At 42.5% G+C, this 17,784-nt stretch carries 14 protein-coding genes and 1 tRNA gene; 7 read left to right on the forward strand and 8 right to left on the reverse strand.

Annotation, left to right across the window (positions count from 1 at the left end):
* Positions 1 to 45: 45 nt before the first annotated feature.
* The 3 genes from DOD25_RS04395 to DOD25_RS04405 all read left to right on the forward strand — a co-directional run bounded on the left by DOD25_RS04395 (position 46) and on the right by DOD25_RS04405 (position 2,691).
* Positions 46 to 747 carry a tRNA (cytidine(34)-2'-O)-methyltransferase gene (locus tag DOD25_RS04395; RefSeq protein ID WP_082851860.1) on the forward strand — a complete coding sequence of 234 codons (702 nt, stop codon included), beginning with the start codon at positions 46 to 48 and terminating at the stop codon, positions 745 to 747.
* A gap of 33 nt (positions 748 to 780) precedes the next feature.
* Entirely contained in the window at positions 781 to 1,776 is a 996-nt protein-coding gene (locus DOD25_RS04400; protein WP_112928797.1) for an HhH-GPD family protein, read from the forward strand.
* 123 nt (positions 1,777 to 1,899) lie between these two features.
* Complete coding sequence (locus DOD25_RS04405) at positions 1,900 to 2,691, forward strand: peptide ABC transporter permease (protein WP_407645752.1); 792 nt, start codon at positions 1,900 to 1,902, stop codon at positions 2,689 to 2,691.
* Positions 2,692 to 2,809: 118 nt separating this feature from the next.
* On the opposite strand, the gene DOD25_RS04410 is transcribed toward DOD25_RS04405, so the two are convergent.
* From DOD25_RS04410 to DOD25_RS04425, 4 genes are all read right to left on the reverse strand, one after another.
* The gene (locus DOD25_RS04410) at positions 2,810 to 4,174 is read right to left on the reverse strand and encodes a PFL family protein (protein WP_004118664.1); all 1,365 of its coding nucleotides are present in this window, start codon (positions 4,172 to 4,174) and stop codon (positions 2,810 to 2,812) included.
* A 38-nt stretch (positions 4,175 to 4,212) separates the two neighbouring features.
* Positions 4,213 to 4,551, reverse strand: coding sequence for an ACT domain-containing protein (locus tag DOD25_RS04415; RefSeq protein WP_004118662.1), 339 nt, complete (start codon positions 4,549 to 4,551; stop codon positions 4,213 to 4,215).
* 102 nt (positions 4,552 to 4,653) lie between these two features.
* On the reverse strand, positions 4,654 to 5,667 hold the full coding sequence (locus DOD25_RS04420; protein WP_004118658.1) for a ribose-phosphate diphosphokinase: 1,014 nt from the start codon (positions 5,665 to 5,667) through the stop codon (positions 4,654 to 4,656).
* A gap of 117 nt (positions 5,668 to 5,784) precedes the next feature.
* Positions 5,785 to 6,861 (reverse strand): DMT family transporter, encoded by a 1,077-nt coding sequence (locus DOD25_RS04425; protein ID WP_004118656.1) that lies wholly within the window; start codon positions 6,859 to 6,861, stop codon positions 5,785 to 5,787.
* A 204-nt stretch (positions 6,862 to 7,065) separates the two neighbouring features.
* Between DOD25_RS04425 and rfbB the strand changes: the two genes are divergently transcribed.
* Complete coding sequence (gene rfbB, locus DOD25_RS04430) at positions 7,066 to 8,157, forward strand: dTDP-glucose 4,6-dehydratase (protein WP_004107526.1); 1,092 nt, start codon at positions 7,066 to 7,068, stop codon at positions 8,155 to 8,157.
* A 99-nt stretch (positions 8,158 to 8,256) separates the two neighbouring features.
* Here rfbB and DOD25_RS04435 read toward each other — a convergent pair.
* Both DOD25_RS04435 and DOD25_RS04440 read right to left on the reverse strand, forming a co-directional pair.
* A tRNA-Ser gene (locus tag DOD25_RS04435) sits at positions 8,257 to 8,341 on the reverse strand.
* Between the two features lie 146 nt (positions 8,342 to 8,487).
* Complete coding sequence (locus DOD25_RS04440; RefSeq protein ID WP_004107524.1) at positions 8,488 to 9,735, reverse strand: UDP-galactopyranose/dTDP-fucopyranose mutase family protein; 1,248 nt, start codon at positions 9,733 to 9,735, stop codon at positions 8,488 to 8,490.
* Between the two features lie 115 nt (positions 9,736 to 9,850).
* On the opposite strand from DOD25_RS04440, the gene DOD25_RS04445 reads away from it, so the two are divergent.
* Positions 9,851 to 11,995, forward strand: coding sequence for a glycosyltransferase (locus DOD25_RS04445; RefSeq protein WP_112928799.1), 2,145 nt, complete (start codon positions 9,851 to 9,853; stop codon positions 11,993 to 11,995).
* 50 nt (positions 11,996 to 12,045) lie between these two features.
* Here the strand turns inward: DOD25_RS04445 and DOD25_RS04450 are convergent, their stop codons facing one another.
* Both DOD25_RS04450 and DOD25_RS04455 read right to left on the reverse strand, forming a co-directional pair.
* Positions 12,046 to 13,353, reverse strand: coding sequence for an ABC transporter ATP-binding protein (locus DOD25_RS04450; RefSeq protein ID WP_064340232.1), 1,308 nt, complete (start codon positions 13,351 to 13,353; stop codon positions 12,046 to 12,048).
* Positions 13,354 to 13,407: 54 nt separating this feature from the next.
* Positions 13,408 to 14,244, reverse strand: a complete 837-nt coding sequence (locus DOD25_RS04455) for an ABC transporter permease (protein WP_004107518.1) — start codon at positions 14,242 to 14,244, stop codon at positions 13,408 to 13,410.
* Between the two features lie 104 nt (positions 14,245 to 14,348).
* Here DOD25_RS04455 and DOD25_RS04460 point away from each other — a divergent pair, with 104 nt between their 5' ends.
* Positions 14,349 to 16,664 carry a glycosyltransferase family 2 protein gene (locus tag DOD25_RS04460; protein WP_032835509.1) on the forward strand — a complete coding sequence of 772 codons (2,316 nt, stop codon included), beginning with the start codon at positions 14,349 to 14,351 and terminating at the stop codon, positions 16,662 to 16,664.
* Positions 16,665 to 16,727: 63 nt separating this feature from the next.
* A complete protein-coding gene (locus DOD25_RS04465) occupies positions 16,728 to 17,708 on the forward strand; it encodes a glycosyltransferase family 2 protein (protein ID WP_004118638.1) in 981 nt (326 codons plus the stop codon).
* Positions 17,709 to 17,784: the final 76 nt, after the last annotated feature.

Consider the following 17,784-nt stretch of genomic DNA (forward strand, 5'->3'; position numbering starts at 1 on the left):
CGATTACGAAGTTACGTAAAGATACTTAAAAAGCTAAGGAATAGCATGAATAACAGCGAGAATACGCAAGAAGCAGCAGCCAAAACCAAAAAGCAAACCGAAGAGCAAACCGAAGCACACAAAGCAGCAGCAAGCCGCGTAGAGCAAATGTACGAGTACGGCTACCGCAAATCAAATTATGGCCCAGACGAGCTTGTAACCGACGCTCACGGAAATCCGATTAGCGTTATGGACGCAATGCTCAGTGCCGACGATGCCGCGCGCGCAGAAACGCACACCCCTCACCTTTGCTTTTACTCCCCTCGTATTCCAGGAAATACAGGTTCCGCAATTCGACTTTGCGCTGTAACTGGCACTATCTTGCACTTGGTTGAGCCGCTTGGTTTTAATTTGCACGATACTAAATTACGTCGCGCAGGCTTGGATTATCACGATATGGCTCACGTTGTTTTGCACCCGAATTTTGAGAATTTAGTTGAGTCAATGCCAAATTCGCGAATTATTGCGTTTACTGCAAATGCTACGAAACTTTACACTGAAATTGAATATAAGTCGAACGATATTCTGCTTTTTGGACCAGAGCCAGGAGATATTCCTGATCCAATGGATGTTATGGCTGGTCCACATGTGGCAGAGCAGGTGCGTCTTCCTATGCGCCCGTCACTTCGTAGTTTGAATCTTACAAATTGTGCTTCTATTGCAGTGTATGAAGCGTGGAGGCAACTCGGTTTTACAGGCGGAAAGTAATCACGAAAGCATACGACGTTTACATAATTAAGCATGCAGCAAGATTCACAATCTCTCCCCGAAGAACATCTCACCGAAGAAACTTCTCAACCATTGCGCGAATTGGCAACACTTACGCGCGATAATGTTGCACTTTTTTGGCATAGTTGTGCACGCGATTTGCCTTGGAGGTTTGGGCACACTACCCCTTGGGGTGTGCTTGTGTGTGAAGTAATGAGCCAGCAAACGCAAATGAGCCGCGTTGTACCCTATTGGCTCACTTGGATGCAAACTTGGCCAGATGCACAATCACTAGCTCACGCTACGAGTGCTGAAATTATTACAGCTTGGGGTCGCCTCGGCTACCCTCGACGCGCGTTACGTTTACAATCTTGTGCTCAAGTTGTAGCAACAACATATCGCAATAAGCTGCCATGCACCTATGAAGAACTTATTGCCTTGCCAGGTGTAGGCGATTACACAGCAAGTGCAATACTCAGCTTTGCTTATGGCAAGCACATTGCGGTGATTGATACAAATATTCGCCGCGTACTTATGCGCGCTTTTACTGGAACTGAATCGCATGGTGGCAGCACAACGCAATCTGACCGCGAGCTTGCTGCAGCAGTATTGCCGGAAGATAATCATGTTACTACTGCCACTGCTAACGCTACTAACACCACCAACACTACCTGCACTTCATCCGTTTGGAATCAGGCAATTATGGAAATTGGTGCTACCATTTGCACAGCACGATCTCCGCAATGCACTACATGCCCTTTGCAAACATGGTGCCGTTTCAAAGCTGCTGGACTTCCAGGTCTTGGCCGCCCTACCCGCCCACAGCAACATTTTGCCGGCACTAATCGGCAAGTGCGCGGCATTATTTTGCAGGCATTGCGTGAAGCACATAAAAAACAGCAGGTATTGCAACGTTGCGAGATCAACAATTTATGGTCGAATCAAACGCAACTTGACAAATGCATTGCTTCGCTCGATCATGACAGTCTTATCACTATATTGCCGGATGGCACTTTAGCACTACCTTAAGTAACTAACTAATTACGCTGCTTTTGTAACTCTTTAATTAACAACTTAATTATTTTGTACATGAGTCTACCTTGTGTAGTGAGTACAGTTCATCTCATCGACTTATGTATTACAATGGTAAATATGTCAATGCCAACTACGTCACCACGTAAACCGCATCGCAATGTGAGTGCAACATCATTTCGCAACCCGATGCGCAAACCCGTGCGTAAGCCCGTACGCAACATAAGTGCAGCAAAACGAAAAATGTATCGTCGCCGCAGAATTGTTGTTGGTATTGCTTTGTTGCTTTTGATTATGCTGATCATATTTTGCGTTATTAGCTTGAGTAAAGGTATTGCTGCTATTGGTAAAGCGATTGCTGGCCATGAAGTTACTATTGTTCGTCAACCAGTGCCAGACCCTCGTCCTGTTGGCTTGACACCTCATTGCACTGCTAAAGATATTCGTCTTGAGCTTTCTACTAAGTCACAAACTGTTCCCATGGGCGGTAGCGTTGAATTGACAGAACGATTTGTGTACGAAGGAAACTCTTCTTGCCTTATTGACGCATCGGATATGAATGCTGTTTTAACGATTAATAGTAGTGAAGAAGTTACGCAAGGTAAGCAAGCAACTAAAGATAATAAAAAGAAAAATAATCAAGACAGCAAAGACTCCAGTAAGAGCGTTGACTACTTATCCCATGCAGTATGGCGTTCAGACGTATGCGATATGCCTTTGAAACCTCTTCTTATGGCAAAAGGCGACCATTTTGAGAAGAAAATTACTTGGAACACTAATTCCACTTCCGGCAAAGGCTGCACCGCTGATGAGGATTTGCCAAAAGTGAATCGCGGAACTTACGTTTTACGCATTGAGCACAAACGAGTACAAGGTTTGCATAGCGAACCTGTGCTAATTAACGTGCAATAATCGCTAGCATACCGTACAAAATGCGCTCGTACTAAAAGCTAGTAACAACTTGCACATCAAAATTAAAGCCAGACGCGACGCTTGTGCCCGCAAAGCACGAAAGCAAGTCAAAACGTAGCTAATTCTTGAAGCTGTGTACTGGAGCAGGAATACGTCCACCGCGAGTTACGAAAGCTTCGCAGCTTGTTTGGTTTACTGGCATAATCGGCGCGTATCCCATTAATCCGCCAAAGTTCGCCATTTCACCTACACCTTTTCCAATTACTGGAATAATTCGCACAGCGGTAGTTTTTTGATTAATCATACCAATTGCAGATTCATCCGCAATCATGCCAGAAATCGTTGCAGCGGAAGTGTTTCCAGGAATTGCAATCATGTCAAGACCGACTGAGCAAACGCATGTCATTGCTTCAAGCTTTTCAATAGTCAAGCAGCCAGACTTCGCAGCAGCAATCATATTTGCATCTTCCGAAACGGGTATAAACGCTCCAGAAAGACCGCCAACATAGCTACTTGCCATAATGCCGCCCTTCTTAACTTGATCGTTCAGCATAGCGAGCGCAGCAGTTGTGCCAGGAGCACCAACCTGGTCCAAACCGATTTTCTCAAGCACTTCGCCAACAGAATCGCCAACTGCAGGAGTTGGAGCAAGCGACAAGTCTATAATTCCAAACGGCACACCAAGCCTACGAGAAGCCTCTTGCGCAACCAACTGACCTACACGAGTAATCTTAAACGCAGTGCGCTTAATAGTTTCGCATAGAAAAGCAAAGTCTTTTCCTCTAGCAGCATCGAGTGCACTCGAAACAACGCCAGGACCAGACACGCCAACATTGATCACAGCATCGCCTTCAGTTACACCATGGAAGCCGCCTGCCATGAACGGATTGTCGTCCGGAGCATTGCAAAAAGCCACGAATTTAACACAACCGTAAGAATCGTTTCCAGCTGTAGCTTCAGCGATCTTTTTAATCGTGCGTCCGAGCAGCTCTACGCAATCCATGTCTATACCAGTTCGCGTCGAGCCGACGTTCACAGACGAGCACACAATTTCCGTCTCACTTAAGGCTTGTGGAAGCGACTCAATAAGCATGCGGTCTGCTGCAGTCATCGACTTTGCAGGAAGCGCCGAATACCCACCAATTAAATCAACTCCAACAGTGTGTGCTGCTCTGTCTAATGCGTGCGCAATTTGCACAAAATCTTCAGGCTTTTTACAAGATGACGCTCCAACAAGCGAAATTGGAGTTACGGTAATTCGCTTGTTTACAATTGGAATTCCGTAGTCGCGCGAAATATCGTTACCTGTTTTGACGAGATCTTTTGCAAGACGTGTGATTTTTTCCTCAACTTTGTTACAAACGTCCTGCAAGTTTTCGCAAGCGCAATCTAGCAGGTTAATTCCCATGGTGATTGTGCGAACGTCGAGCTGTTCTTGCTCAATCATCGAATTAGTTTCGCTTACTTCCATCAGGTTGAGCATTGTGTACTTCCTTACATTTACTTAGATTGCTGCGGATTTTAGATTCTGTGCATTGCAGTGAAAATATTGCTACGCTGGCAGCGAATACGCACGCCAATTTCGTCTCCTAGCGTTTCTAATCCTGCAGCAAAGTCGCCAAATTCGCAATCAACAGTAGACACGTCAACAATCATCATCATGTTGAAGAATCCGTCGACAATTGTTTGAGAAATATTCAAAATATTTACATTATGCTCGGCAGCATGTGAAGTAACTTTTGCAATAATACCAACGGTATCGCAGCCGACAACAGTAATAATCGCCCTGAAAGCATCAGATTGCAACGCTTCTTGCGATTCATTATTTTCTGCAACTGCTGTTGTGTTATTGGCGACCATATTTGCCTCCTGCCGTTTTGAACCCGTACGTTAATGCATAAAGCTTATGCAGTTACACGAATTTGCGGTTATTTGTTTTATATATTGTACGTTTTATGCGCTTTATGCGTAAATATTATGCTGTTTCATATCTTCCGGAAGTGCGTTGCGAAGTGACACAAGCGATCCAGAGCGGAACACGGAACGAATGCCAGCAGCAAGAAGCGGCGCAATTGAAAGAACCGTCATATTATCAAGACGCTTCTCTTCGGGCACAGGAACTGTATCCGTCACAATGATCTCGCGAACCCCAGCAGCTTTTAAGCGCTCAACAGCAGGTCCAGAAAGCAAAGCATGCGTTGCAACCAAAGTAACAGATTTTGCTCCAGCCTCACGCAAAGTACGTACAGCTTCGCAAATAGTGCCAGCAGTATCGATCATATCGTCTACAACAATGCAATCACGTCCTTTAATCTCACCAATGATGCCGTGAGCTTCAGCATGGTTAGGACGTGTAATGTCGCGCGTTTTATGAATAAAAGCAAGAGGCAAGTTGCCAAGTTTTGCAGCCCATTGCTCAGAGACTTTGATGCGCCCCGCATCAGGAGAAACAATAGTTGCGTTGTCGAGCTTCATAGAATTACGCACATAATCAATAAGCACAGGCATCGCAGTCAAATGGTCAACAGGACCATCAAAGAAACCTTGCTCCTGAGTTGCGTGCATGTCGACAGTCAAAATGCGCGTGGCGCCAGCAGCGCGGAATAAGTCAAACATGAGGCGAGCAGTAATAGGCTCACGTCCCTGATGCTTTTTATCCTGACGCGAATATCCAAAGAACGGTGCAACCACGTTAATACTGCGAGCAGATGCGCGTCGCAAAGAATCGACCATAAGCAGCTGTTCCATAATCCAATTGTTAATAGGATTCGTATGTGCCTGAAGCACAAACACATCTGAGCCACGAACAGGCTGAGTAAAGCGCACATACATTTCGCCATTCGCAAAATCGTAGGCAGTAGTCTCAAGCACATCAATACCAAGATACTGTGCAGTCTCATTAGCAAGCTCTGGGTATGCACGACCCGTAACTAACATCATCTGCTTTTTTGGATTGCCTTCAAGAATTATTGACATAATTGCCTTCCCGTTTGCAAACTGGTGTACGCGACATAGTCACTTCCCATTTTAGCAGCCTGTACGCCTCGTACGACACAACAAGCGTTTTATTTTAATGCGTTACTTTAAAAATTACTAAGCGCTACGTTTGCAAAGCAAAATCATCATTACGAAAATAAGCCCGAATCCCACAAAATCTGCCCATGAAAAAACGGCTCCAGTAAACATAACAGCAGTAATTGCAGCAGTAACAGGCTCGCTAGCTCCAAGCAAAGTACCACGAACTGAACCGACTCGCATAATGCCCTCTAAGAACAGCCAATATGCTCCAAAAGTTCCAGCAATAACAGTAAAAGTAAAAAGCAGCATAGCGCGCAAATCTAATGCAGGCATCGTTTCCCACGGTCGCACAAACGGAAGCATAATAAAACCAGCAATAATAAACGTAATGCCATTAACAGTCAGATTTCCCCATTTTGCAATCAATTTCACAGGCATAATAGCAAGCGCCGCTGTAGACGCAGCATCTGCAAGGCCCCAAAGCAAACCCATAACAGGCAAAGATAGTGAAGAAAGATTACCGCCTGTAGCCATTAAAGCGGTTCCTGCAAAAGCTAGCACAACTCCAATAGTTTCGCGCATAGTTGGCACGCGGCGAGAGCGAAAACACACATAAACCAAAACAAACAGTAAGTTAAGGCTTTGAAGCACAGTAGCAGTGCCAGAATTAGTCCAATCAATAGTCCATAAATACGAAACTTGCGTAAGAAGAACACACACAATTCCCGTAATAGCCATTGAAATCCAAGTACGACCAGTTTTCACAGCACCACTTAACTGCTTAGGAGTGCACACTGCAGCAGTAATGACAAATAACATGCCAGCAGCAATTTGACGAACGCAAGCGATTTGCAAAGGAGATACGTGATACGTCGACATAAGGATTTTCGAAACTGTTGCGTTTGCACCCCAAAATGCGCCACCCAAAAGAGTTAAAAATATTCCTACAAGAATAGCGTTTGTAGAATGATTTAACGCTGGATTAGGTTTATTTGGAGTACCTTCAATTGCTTTTGCTGCAGCTTTTGATGTGTCAAAAGTCTTTGAACCTGTTGATTGCAATTTCGAAGATTGTTGCTTTTTTGTTGAAGAGGAATCAATATTTGATGAATCCAAATCATGCGCACTGCTACGCCAAGAAAACTTAACCATTATTAGATTCACCTCGCATCCCCAAACAAGCAAACATGCAGTAATTATTGCACATCTACTCAACTAATTTGCTGGTAAACAACACTTTAGAGAAACATACTCTATTTGCACACACGAAAGAAATGTATAGTATTAAAAAATTACAATTCAAAATGCGCATATTAAACAATAAAATCAACGCACTAGCCATATGAAGGCGGTAACATGCACAACTACGCATCAAGCAGTAATACTTTTCAACCACACCACATCTTAGTTACTGGCGGCGCAGGCTTTATTGGATCTAATTTTGTGCATTACATAGCTAAACATCATACAACGGTTGCTGTTACGGTACTTGATTTGCTTACCTACGCTGGGAATATGGCAAATCTTTACGACTTACCTCAAGATTTTGCAAACAACCGATACGCTTTTATTCGCGGAGATATTCGAGACGAAAATATAGTTGATCAGCTATTAGATCCGCATAATCCAATTAAAACGGCAGAAGGAACAACACTTCCTGCTATCGACGCAATTGTAAATTTTGCTGCAGAATCACACAACGATAATGCAATCGAGTTTTCTGACCCATTTATAAGCACAAATATTTTAGGAACGCATACGCTCATTAAATTTGCACACAAATATAATATTCGTTTCCATCAAGTAAGTACCGATGAAGTTTACGGGGATTTTCCTATTGACAGCGTGCTTAAATTTGACGAGTCAAGTCCATATTGTCCGTCTAGTCCATATTCTGCAAGCAAAGCTGCAGGCGATCTGTTGGTAAAAGCATGGTGTAGGACTTACGGTTTGCGCGCAACTATTTCGAATAGCAGCAATAATTACGGGCCACGACAGCATATTGAAAAGTTTATTCCTCGCCAAATTACAAATATTATGTGCAATATGCCAGCAAAATTGTACGGCGTAGGAGATTCGATACGCGATTGGATCCACGTTGAAGATAATTGCGACGCAATATGGCATGTTCTAACGCGTGGAACAATCGGTGAAACATATAATATCGGTGCCAACTGTGAAGTTAACAACATAAATATTTTGCGGATTTTGATGCAGTTAATGGGCGTGCCGGAAACAAATATAGCGTATGTAAATCCCAGAATAGGCGAGGATAGGCGTTACGCACTAGATACTACGAAAATTCGAACGCAATTAAAATGGGAGCCTAAGTACAACAATCTGAAGCAAGGCTTGCAAGAAACAATATCGTGGTACGACTCTCACGCAGATTTATGGAAGCCTATTAAAGCGCAAGTCGAGCAGCATTATGCTGAATTAGGGCACTGAATTTGAGTGACGAATTTGGGTGACGAAATTGGGTTAAGCGGCAATCGGGTTTTCGGCATGAAAAAAGGGCTTCTAGCGATTGGCTAGAAGCCCTAGGCGCGGAGAATACGAGATTCGAACTCGTGAGGCTGTTACACCAACACGCTTTCCAAGCGTGCGCCATAGACCACTAGGCGAATTCTCCAAATGTTAACTTAACAACCAAATTGCTTGATAAGCAAACAACTTAAATAGAATACCACGAATTTGAGATATTGCAAACTCGCGCGCGCCGAGGCGACTAACCACGACTAAATCCCCGGCAAATGTTTGCGGCGACGAAAGTTGAGACTACTTAAGCAGCGGCGCTACTTGAGATTCATAAGCACGCAAAGCCATGTCGATTACGTTGTGCATGTCGTAATAGCTGTAAGTGCCCAAGCGACCGCCGAAAACTGTGCGAGGCTCAGCCGCAGCAAGCTCCGCATAGCGCGCATACAATGCTTTATCTGCATCAGTATTCACAGGATAGTAAGGCTCATCGTCGCGAGTTGCAGCGCGAGAATACTCCTGCCACACTACAGTTTCCCCAGCTTTCACACTTTTACCCGGCACAAAATCAGCTTCACCGCTAGTATCGCCACTAGCCTCTCCGCCAACTTCTTCACGCTCTGGATTAAAGTTCTTAAACTCAATCGCGCGCGTAAATGGCACATCAGCATCCGAATAGTTCATAACTGGGCAGCCAAAATGGTCGCTCTCCTCGTAACGCACTTCCTTAAAGTCCACAGTGCGCCACTTCAACTCGCCGAGCGCATAGTCAAAATACCTATCAACCGGACCGGTATAAACAACCGGCACTCCAGCCTCCGCCAACGCGCGCTTGTTAAATGGCTGCGACTCGTCGAAAAAGTCTACGCCAAGCGAAACGTGAATACGCGGATCGTCAATCATGCGCTGCATCCAAGCTGTGTAGCCGTCCGTTGGCAAGCCTTCCCAAGTGTCTTTAAAATAACGATTATTGTAGTTAAATCGCACAGGCAAGCGTTTAATAATTCCAGCAGGAAGCTCAGAAGGATCCGTTTGCCACTGCTTTGCTGTATAGTTTTTAATAAACGCTTCATAAAGCGGACGCCCAATTAAGCTAATGCCCTTATCGTTCAAATTTTGCGGATCTTTGCCAGCAAACTCCCCCGCTTGGCTTGCAATCAAAGCCTTCGCTTCTTCTGGCGTGTAGTGCGCATGGAAGAATTGGTTAATCGTACCCAAGTTGATTGGCAACGGGTAAACTTCGCCGTCGTGAGTTGCGTACACGCGATGCACGTAGTTAGTAAACGACGTAAAACGGTTCACATAATCCCACACGCGTTTGTTGCTTGTGTGGAAAAGATGCGCACCATACTTGTGAATTTCGATTCCCGTTCGCTCGTCAAAATACGAGTAAGCATTGCCGCCAATATGATTACGAACGTCAATAATTTCAACGCGAGCGCCAGTATGCTCCACTGCTTGTTGAGCTACAGTTAAGCCGAACAATCCTGCTCCAACAACTACTAAATCTGGGTAAGTTGCATTTTGGGAGATTGCTGCTTGCGTCATATCATTTACCTTTCGTACTTTTAGTTGGGCTTATTATTCAAACTATGCTCCAACTCAATTCATTCATGCACAATACATTCTAAGAATAGGCTTAAGCGTATATATAATATCTAATATGACTAAGGCAAAGAGTGCAAAAACCCAAGAAATACAAGAAGCGCAAAATACTAGCAGCGCAAATAGCAACAATAGAAGTTGGGAAGTTGTAAATCGTGTTGTTTACCCTGTAAAAGACGCTGAAATTACTATGCCACTTTACGTAATTCCTTGGCATCGCTCGTATTTGCAGCGCACTGTGCTCGATCCTCGTATGAATATGCGCGCAATCGATATAAATAATCTCAATCTTACTGATTTTAAAAAGCTTCTTGCAGACACTAGCAGTCATTTGCCAAATGTTGAAACTCAAGGGGTTTGCACTGTTCTTTCGCGCAACTCACTTTGCATTGCATCTGGAAAACATGTGTCTCTTTGCACTTTCTTTAACGCTTTTCCTGCAAGCTATTGGCAGCATTGGACGAGCGTAAAAACTGTTAAGTTCACTGCCAGTGTTGAAGGCACTGGCTACTTGCAACTTATGCGATCGACTGGCCGCGGGCTTACGTATCCTGTGCAAAAGTTTGAGTTTGATTCTAATAAACAGCAACCAAACCAGCCAGCACAAGTTACGCAAGATACACAAATTATTAGCTACGAAATACCTATGACCGGTCTTGCAGACGGTGGATATTTTTGGTTTGAAGCTAAAGCAAGCGATTCTAGCAGTCTAACTGTTAGCAATGCCGAATGGAGTGTTCCTTTTGTAAATAAAGTGCAATTTAGCAACACAAAGCATCAGGAAGATTCAGCTAAGCAATCAAATAGCACTTTTTCTATTGCTATTACTACGTTTAATCGCCCTTCATACTGCCACAATCAGTTGAAGGCAATAGCAGAAAACAAAGCACTTCGCGCGCGACTTGACACAATTTATTGCACAGATCAAGGCACCGATTTAGTTAAGAATCAGCCTGGATTTAATGAAACAAGCGCAAATCTTGGCAACCAGCTCACCTATATTCAGCAGGCTAATTTAGGCGGTTCCGGCGGATTCTCGCGCGGCATGTTTGAAACGCTTAAAGCAGGAAAAAGCAGTTACACAATGCTTCTCGACGACGACGCAATTAGTGAAACAGAGTGTATTCTTCGCGCGCTTCAGTTTGCTGATTACACAATTAAACCAGCCATTATTGGCGGCGGAATGCTTCACTTGGATAATCGTACCGTCCTTTACACTCAAGGTGAGCGTTTCACGCGCAACAATGTGTGGATGAAGCCTTCACAGAATCTTGATTACAATCATGATTTTGCAGCGATTACTTTGCAAGATTGCCCAGAACGTCACCAGCGAATAGACACTGATTACAACGGTTGGTGGATGAGCCTTATTCCAACTGCGATTATGAAAGAAATCGGTCTTTCGCTACCTGTGTTTATTAAGTTTGACGATACTGAATATTCGATTAGAGCACTTGAGCACGGATACCACACGATTTGCCTGCCAGGAGTGGCAGTTTGGCATCAAGCTTGGCACGATAAGGATCCTTCACGCACTTGGGAAGAGTACTTCTTCCAGCGCAATCGTTGGATTTGTGGATTACTTCATTGCACTCATCCAAGCTTACGTTTCGCGATTGAAATGCTTCGAAGCGACTTGGCTTCCGGCTTAAAACTTGCGTATTCTGCAATGCATTTGCATCATATGGGATTACAGGATATCTTGCGCGGACCGCAATATATTGTTGATTCAATGCCACAAAAGCTTGGCGAGGTTCGTAAAGCGCGCCAAGCGTTTAGCGACACGCAGCCGGTAAACGATAAGGCACTCATTAGTGAGGTTTTGCGCGAACACGTAAGCCCGTTTACTGCACATGACGCTAAGGCTTTGCGTAAAACACAAAAGCACGCAACGATTAAGGCTTTGTTTGCGCACGAAAAGCACGCAAAGAATCCTCGCCCAGAAGTTGCAATCCCAGCTCAAGACGTTTCTTGGCCTTCGTTTGTGGGAGTTAATACCGCAATTGTTACGGCTCCAGATGGCACTACTCTGAATCTTTTCCAACGAGATAGCAAGTTATTCCGTAAAATGTTGCATGCGGACGCACTTTTGTCGTTAAAAATGTTGCGTAAGTGGAAGAAGCTGTCTAGAGAGTATCGCAGCTACGATATGGCAAGCATTGAAAGTTGGGATAAAATTTTCAACTCAACCAACAACAAGTAAGTAACGGAAGAAACAGCTACAAAACGCCGGAGAAATTACCGACAAATGTTTCACGAAACTTGCTTAATCGTCATAGCACGATCGCTTAGCAAAGCATAGTCGCGATTACGGCTATCTCTAATCACAAACGTGCAGGCGTTCGCATCCACTGCCACAGCTAGCAAATCTGTATAATCATCCTCAGTTGGGCTAGGTGTGCGTAAAGAAGTAAACAGCGTAAACTCGCCATTGTTAAACAAATTTAGCGGCATTTCAAAATACACTGTTTGATGCCCACGCTTTTGCATTTTCAGCACTTTAGAACCAGTATCGTAAGTGATTCCACCACGTCGAACGTCATGCAAAGCGATCGCCAAATAGAAGTCACCCGGCTCGTCATACTGATACTCAACAGCAAAACGGAAAGTATCGCTACTTTTGTAAATCTTGTCTTCCAAAGCATACGTCCTAAGCAACGGGCACTTTGCATTCAAACCTTGAGCATACTGACCCTTGCCCAGCTTTTCGCCAAGCTTATTTTGCTTTTCGCGTTCAGCTTTGATATTTGCCAAAGTATATTGATCTGCCACGGACTCAGTATTGCCAATCGCAGCAACTTCACCATCACTGATCATCATCGCACGCGTGCAATAGCGTTTAACAGCATTCATATCATGCGTAACAAGAATAACTGTTTTAGTAGGATCTTTTCGAATTTCAGTAAAGAAAGAATCGCACTTGCGCTGGAAAGCTTCGTCACCAACAGCCAAAACTTCATCAAGAACTAAAATATCTCCTTGCGCTTTAATTGCCACAGAAAAAGCCAAGCGAACTTGCATACCAGAAGAATAATTCTTTAACTTTTGATCCATAAAATCTTCAAGTTCAGCAAATTCCACAATATCGTCGTACATTGCGTCGATTTCTGCGCGAGTGAAGCCAAGTAAAGCTCCGTTAAGATACACGTTTTCGCGGCCGGTAAGTTCCGGATTAAATCCAACACCAAGCTCAATAAACGGCACAAGCTTGCCTTTTACTTTTACACTTCCAGTATTCGGGTAATAGATTTGCGAAATGATTTTTAGTAGCGTTGATTTTCCACCACCGTTTCGACCGACGATTCCGAAGAATTCACCGCGATGCACTTGAAAGCTTATGTCTTTAAGAACGTTCTGAATTTTATAGCCTTTAATACCTTTTGTAAGATTTATAAACGCTTGCTTTAGACCAGTTGCTTGCTCTGTTGGTAGTTTAAAATACTTGCCTACATGATTGACTGATAGAACAATATCGTCGTCGCTTGCTTCCGCTTCTCGCGCTACATCCACTTCAGCTTCTCGCGTTGCCGTCACTTCCGCTTCTTCCTGTAATGTATTCATAAATTCCACTTCCCCGTCATAACTGTCGTAAAATTTTCGCAATTTTCAACATCGTCACATAACTTCTACGAAAAGACGACTGTTTCTTCTAAATAGATAAACTCCCAGCCACACTATGAGCACAGTAAGTAAAAGTGGCACACAAGACATCCAAGAGAATCCAAATTCACTCCACACAGTTGGTTGCGTGTCTGGAGCCAACATATTGTGACGCATATCTTGAATGCATTGTGCTATAGGATTAAGCAGCTCAAGCTTTGCCAGTGCCGCAAAAATACCGCCTTTATTAATCACATAGCTAAGCGGATAAATAATTGGCATGCCGTAAAACAGTAGCTGTTGAACCACTTCCCAAATATGCAAAATATCGCGGAAAAACACGTACATAGTAGACATTATTAACGCCATACCAATTGCAATCGCGTAAATCTGCACCAAACTTATTGGCAACAGAACCACTCTCCAAGTAAAATGCACTCCTCCAATAATTGCAAAAATAAGCACAACTACTAAGTTGATTAAGAAGCTTATTAAAGAACCAACTGTTGCTGAAACCACCACAATGTAGTTTGGAAAATGAATTTTGCGCAACAAATCGCCACGATCTACAAGCGAGCGCAAACCGATCGAGGTTGATTCTTGCACAAACTGCCATGCACTAATACCTAGTAATAACACCACAGGATAAGTCGGTGTGCCATCTGTCATTCGCAAAAACTTGCCAAAAATAAGATACATCACACAAAACATCATCAACGGCTTCAACGCCGACCATGCTACGCCTAAGAAGGAGCCTTGATAGCGCAGCTTAAAATCGGTTTTTACTAAACCACGAAGTACGATATTTGCATAAGCGTACTTGTTTCGACAACGAGTTATGAGATTTTTCACGTTCCCTATAATATCAGTTATATTGTAATTGAATGTGCTTAATCAAATATGATACGAATACACGCAAGTGCTACACATAAGACATTTATGCTAACATCGTACGTATGCCGAAAGTATCGATTATCGTTCCAATTTATAATGTTGAAGCCTTTTTACCAGAATGTTTAGAGTCTATCCAAAATCAAACTTTTACTGATTGGGAATGTTTAATGTTTTCAGATGGGAGCAAAGACGGTTCCATCGATATTATGAAATCTTTTGCTGAAAAAGATAGTCGCTTTGTTGTTATTGAAAAAGAAAACGAGGGCTATGGAGCCACTTGCAATCGCGGTTTGGAGCGTGCTAAAGGCGAGTGGATTAGCATTGTTGAGCCGGATGATTTCATCGATCCGCACATGTATGAGCGTCTTTTAAGCAATACAGATCTTACGAATGAAAAGATCGATATTATTAAAGGCGGATACTGGCTTTTTTACGATGGAAAAGATGGATATAAGGATGCAGTAGACACGCCAAACTTGTGCTATTTTATGCCTAAACACAGGTCTATTTTTAGCTTGAATGAATTTGCTGAGCCTTTCTACCATCATCCTTCTATTTGGTCCGCTATTTACCGCAAAGATTTTCTTAACGGAGATAACAAAAATAATGAAACCATACGTTTTAAGCCGATTCCTGGAGCAGGTTGGACTGATAATCCTTTCTTTGCGCAAACTATGGTTTTAGCAAATAAAATCTGCTGGAATCCTGGAAAGTACTACTATTATCGTCAAACTAATCCTGGCGCTTCTAGTTTATTGAAGGATTTTCATCTTCCGTTTGACCGTTTGCGTGATATGCGCGAGTTTCTCAGTAAGCAGAATATTTCACGCGAAGTTTTACAAGCTTTTTATTCACGCGAATTTGATTACGTTAATTCGTTAATTACTGAGTTTGGTTTTGACGATAAGAATCCGGAAATACGCAAGCTTATTCGCGAAGTTTTTAGTTCTATGGATTCAAAAGAAGTTTTCCTTATGGCTTCACGTTTAAGGCCAGAGTTTATGGATTACTACATGGATTTCTTAGGATCCTCGTACGAAGTTAAAGCACACAAAGCAGAATCTAATCCTGAGCTTTCTCTTGTTATTTTTACGCATAATGCTCATTCTTGGATTGTTGATTCTCTTAAAGCTTGCACTTCTATAAGCAATATTTCTTGCGAATTTATTATTGTAGACTCTCATTCTTTGGACAGCACTCTTAATATTGCTAACAGATTTACAGATAAAGATAAACGCTTTACAATTCTGCAAAATGACAATTTATATACTGTAAAAGATATGCTCTCTAAAGCGGTTGATTACGCTCATGGAGAATACACTATTTTTATGCCTTCAAGCTATATAATCAACGAAAACGTGCTTAGAGCCGCTTTAGATAATATGCTTAAATGCTCTAACAATAAAAATAAGATCATTGATCTTGAGTTCTTTAACAATAAGAGTTTGCATAGCGATTATCTAATTGATTGTTCCATTAAAAATGATATTAAACATAATATTGATCTTTCTGAAGAAAGCTTTATTAGACCTGTAAATAATGATGACACACTGCAAGATACTTATTACGGGTCTTACGCTCCTAAAGATATTGCAGAGCTTCTAATAAACAGTTGCTACAACTATGGCTGGCAGAAAGTATGGAGAACTGAATTTCTGAAATCTGCTCACATTGAAGCTGGAGTTAACGATACTCCTGCAACTCTTATGACTTTTAGCACTCGCGCAGCATTAGCAGCTCAAAATATTATGTATTGCGATTTGGCTAAATCATACGAAAATGCTTATGGCAGGTTCAGCATTGGAGCTGACGAAGGGTTCGAAAACCTTAACAGTAAAACAATTCCAGAAAACTTCTGGCTTTCAATAGAGCATCATACCTCATTCAACGAAGCACCGCTTGAAGTTGATTCGGTGTTAGAGGTTGGAAAATGGCTTGAAAGCGAAGGGCTTCTTGAAACATACAATCAAGGATACGCGAATGCTCTTGTGGAAAGCTTCGTTCACGATTGCCATACGCGAGTAACTGCTGAATCGTTGGCAAACATCGTCCAAGATAAGTTAAAAGAAGTATTAGAGGTTCTGAATTACGAAAGAAATTCACACAACTTACCAACGTATTTTTACGACGAAAAAGCTTATAACGAATTCCAAAAGTTGCAGCTTAACGCCACTTCTCGCACTTTGTGGCTAAAAGAGCGCATGCTTGATTTTGAGCGCAAAAGCGAATTATGCGAGCAGGAAATTAGTAATATTCGCACTTCTGCACGCTATGTTATTGGCGAAAAAATCGTAAAAACAGCGAAGAAAATAGCCTTCCCGTCTATTATTGCAAAATTGCAGAAAAAGATACGCCTCATGAGAAGAGATAATAAATAATTTAGATTCTCGTAATATACTATACTGTTTGTTGTAGGTAAATCTGTTGGAGATCGTTAGATTATGAATACTTCGTTAAACAATGAGCGTAAAAGTGTTCCAATTTTATACATTGTTGTACCTTGTTTTAACGAGGAAGAAGGCATTTCTAAAACCGCCGAAGTCCTCCAAGCGAAGATGAATTATCTTATGAATCAAAAACTCATTCACTCTTACAGCAAGGTGATTTTTGTAGATGACGGTTCTAAAGATTCAACATGGAATTTAATTGCTTCTTTTAATCGCAAAAACCCTTCACTTTTTGGCGGAGTAAAGCTTGCGCATAACCGCGGTCACCAGAATGCGCTCTACGCAGGGCTTATGTACGCTCGCAAGCAAGGTTGCGACGCTGCTATTTCTATGGATTCTGATTTACAAGATGACGTAAATGCAGTAGACGAAATGCTTAAGAAATTTGTTGAAGAACATTGCGAGGTTGTTTACGGAGTTCGTTCTTCGCGCAAAAAAGACACTTGGTTTAAGCGCAATACGGCTTTGGCTTTTTACAAGGTTTTTGCTTCAATGGGTGCGGAAGTTGTGCCAAATCATGCTGATTATCGCCTAATGAGCGCAATTGCTTTGGATGCTCTTTCCGAATACAGTGAAGTCAACTTATTCCTGCGCGGAATTGTGCCAATGCTTGGATTTAAAACTGGCAAAGTTTATTACGAGCGTGGAGTAAGAACTGCTGGAGTTTCAAAATACCCTTTGCGGAAAATGATTTCTTTCGCTTTAGAGGGTATTACTTCATTCTCCGTTAAGCCGCTTAAATTAGTTACGTATATGGGATTGCTTTCTATTGTTATTGGTTTTGCAATGTTCGTATACGTAATTGTGTCTTTATTTACCAATCACACTGCTGTTGGTTGGTCATCGCTTATGTGCTCAATATGGTTTATTGGCGGATTCCTTATGATTTCTATGGGCATACTGGGAAGCTATATTGGCAAAATTTATTTGGAATCTAAGCATCGTCCACGCTACTATATTGAGAAATCTTTGTAAATACAGCCTTTGTAAATATAATTTTATAAATACAATTTCGTGAAGGCACTTTATAAAAGCAATTTTTAAAGAGAGG

The sequence above is a fragment of the Gardnerella leopoldii genome, from assembly GCF_003293675.1.
Classification (GTDB): Bacteria; Actinomycetota; Actinomycetes; order Actinomycetales; family Bifidobacteriaceae; genus Bifidobacterium; species Bifidobacterium leopoldii.

Excerpts from the sequence above, each read along its gene's own strand:
- DOD25_RS04465 (WP_004118638.1), top strand. The coding sequence starts at position 16,728 with ATGAATACTTCGTTAAACAATGAGCGTAAAAGTGTTCCAATTTTATAC.
- DOD25_RS04450 (WP_064340232.1), bottom strand. The coding sequence starts at position 13,353 with ATGAATACATTACAGGAAGAAGCGGAAGTGACGGCAACGCGAGAAGCT.
- DOD25_RS04440 (WP_004107524.1), bottom strand. The coding sequence starts at position 9,735 with ATGACGCAAGCAGCAATCTCCCAAAATGCAACTTACCCAGATTTAGTA.
- DOD25_RS04405 (WP_407645752.1), top strand. The coding sequence starts at position 1,900 with ATGTCAATGCCAACTACGTCACCACGTAAACCGCATCGCAATGTGAGT.
- DOD25_RS04460 (WP_032835509.1), top strand. The coding sequence starts at position 14,349 with ATGCCGAAAGTATCGATTATCGTTCCAATTTATAATGTTGAAGCCTTT.
- DOD25_RS04410 (WP_004118664.1), bottom strand. The coding sequence starts at position 4,174 with ATGCTCAACCTGATGGAAGTAAGCGAAACTAATTCGATGATTGAGCAA.
- DOD25_RS04395 (WP_082851860.1), top strand. The coding sequence starts at position 46 with ATGAATAACAGCGAGAATACGCAAGAAGCAGCAGCCAAAACCAAAAAG.
- DOD25_RS04445 (WP_112928799.1), top strand. The coding sequence starts at position 9,851 with ATGACTAAGGCAAAGAGTGCAAAAACCCAAGAAATACAAGAAGCGCAA.
- DOD25_RS04415 (WP_004118662.1), bottom strand. The coding sequence starts at position 4,551 with ATGGTCGCCAATAACACAACAGCAGTTGCAGAAAATAATGAATCGCAA.
- DOD25_RS04400 (WP_112928797.1), top strand. The coding sequence starts at position 781 with ATGCAGCAAGATTCACAATCTCTCCCCGAAGAACATCTCACCGAAGAA.
- DOD25_RS04425 (WP_004118656.1), bottom strand. The coding sequence starts at position 6,861 with ATGGTTAAGTTTTCTTGGCGTAGCAGTGCGCATGATTTGGATTCATCA.
- rfbB (WP_004107526.1), top strand. The coding sequence starts at position 7,066 with ATGCACAACTACGCATCAAGCAGTAATACTTTTCAACCACACCACATC.
- DOD25_RS04420 (WP_004118658.1), bottom strand. The coding sequence starts at position 5,667 with ATGTCAATAATTCTTGAAGGCAATCCAAAAAAGCAGATGATGTTAGTT.